2 protein-coding genes and 1 pseudogene are annotated in these 1,619 nt (G+C 61.3%); all 3 read left to right on the forward strand.

The window, feature by feature from the left end:
- On the forward strand, positions 1-285 hold a 285-nt coding region (locus ASF71_RS25490; protein WP_235514704.1), incomplete at both ends, for an IS3 family transposase.
- Position 286: 1 nt separating this feature from the next.
- Positions 287-452, forward strand: a pseudogene (locus tag ASF71_RS25495) (IS3 family transposase); the annotation flags it as partial.
- 382 nt (positions 453-834) lie between these two features.
- Positions 835-1,299 carry a hypothetical protein gene (locus ASF71_RS22190; protein ID WP_156373062.1) on the forward strand — a complete coding sequence of 155 codons (465 nt, stop codon included), beginning with the start codon at positions 835-837 and terminating at the stop codon, positions 1,297-1,299.
- Positions 1,300-1,619 lie beyond the last annotated feature (320 nt).

Consider the following 1,619-nt stretch of genomic DNA (forward strand, 5'->3'; position numbering starts at 1 on the left):
CAGCGCATCCAGGACATTCACCAGCGCAGCAAAGGACGGTATGGAGCACCACGCATTCATGCGGAGTTGCAGGCTCAGGGGCAGCGGGTGTCCCGCAAGCGGGTYGCCCGCCTGATGCGCGACCGTGGTCTGCGTGCGAAGGGAAAGCGACGGTTTGTGCGAACCACGGACGGTGGCCATGCCCTGYCGGTCTGCCCRAATCTGCTGGCGCGCCAGTTCGAAGTTGCGCAGCCGAATCAGGTGTGGGCGTCGGACCTGACGTTCCTGCCGACCAGAGAAGGCTGGNCTCCCTGAAACGGGAGCTGTACGAGGACGAGATCTTTGAGAGTCGTGCGTCTGCCCGTCAGGCCGTGTTCGAGTTCATCGAGGTCTTCTCCAACCGCCAGCGTCGYCATTCCACCCTAGGCGACTTGACGCCCCACGAGTTCGAACGGCAAGCTACGGCCGCTTAACTTCAGCTACGCAATATCGGGGCAAACCCAGGGCATGTCTATTACGCCGCTACAGGTTTGACCTATGGTCTTTGTGGTTGGTCGTTCCTTTGAGTGAGGATAACCTTATCTCAGAGCCAGAAAAAAGCCCCACCCCGCCCAGTCACGAGGTCTGGACTTGGGCGTACCAAAGAGTCAGGAGACGGTCTCTGGGATTCACCGAACCCGAGGAACTCGATCAATTGGACGGGGCTTGGTAACGGCTCAGTTCTCGCAGGTGACTGACGTGCTGGGGCCTGCAAGAGGAGACATGGCACCTGATTTGCTGTCCCCTGCCTTGTCTCTCCCTTAACGACGACAGGTCAGCACACGCTCCGGACCCGAAGGCACTATATGAAAGTGCATGTTGCCTCCTGAAAAGCTGGGTCAATGGCGCCAGTTGCTGGGAGGAGAGGGCTGTGAGTTGTGGGCTGCAACCCGCACCATGGACCACCTGCGCTTCGGGGCTGCGGCAGCGACTCAACTGATCCTGCTCAACACGGGTTCTGTGCCCCTGCGCATTCGGGACATCGAAGTCAATTGGTTGATCGCAAGCACCAGTTTTCACTGGTACCGCCCTGGCGTGGTGGAACCCGGAGGGCGCTGGACCCTCCTGGATGAGCGGAGCTTTGATGTGTTGATGGCCCTGACGCGTCAGCGTCAACGGCGTGGGTTTGGGATGGAGGGCACCGTGCACCAGGTCGTGGTGCATCTGGATGAACCCCAACCCCTGCACTTGACCTTCGAGGTGTCCTGGGGCTTCGCAACCCCCGATTACGACATGGGCTTTTTCCTGCCGGCGTTGGAAGAAGATGACGCGGGGCATTAACCCACTGCCTGGAAGCGGTAGGCGCAGGGGGCGCCGCGGCTGGTAGGGATGGCCTGGGCGCGGCCGGTATCAACCAGGCGCCAGAGCGCGGTGCTGCCGGTCGGCCAGCGGGTGCCGCTGCGGGTGCAGGCTTCCGGGTGGGTGAAGCCGTCCGGCGCAGCCTGGATGGCCTGAAGCAGCAGCTCGGGCGTTGCACTTCCGGCTGCCGTCAGACCCGGACATTATTGATCTCGGCGTAAATGATCATTGCTATACTGAGTGGGTATGTCTGGTTGGAAGCCCTCAAAACTCACCCGTGCCCAGCAGGAAGAACGCCGCCT

Origin of the sequence: Deinococcus sp. Leaf326, assembly GCF_001424185.1 — a bacterium.
Classification (GTDB): Bacteria; Deinococcota; Deinococci; order Deinococcales; family Deinococcaceae; genus Deinococcus.

Bases quoted from the DNA above. Each gene is read 5' to 3' on its own strand.
- ASF71_RS22190 (WP_156373062.1), top strand. From the start codon at position 835: ATGTTGCCTCCTGAAAAGCTGGGTCAATGGCGCCAGTTGCTGGGAGGA.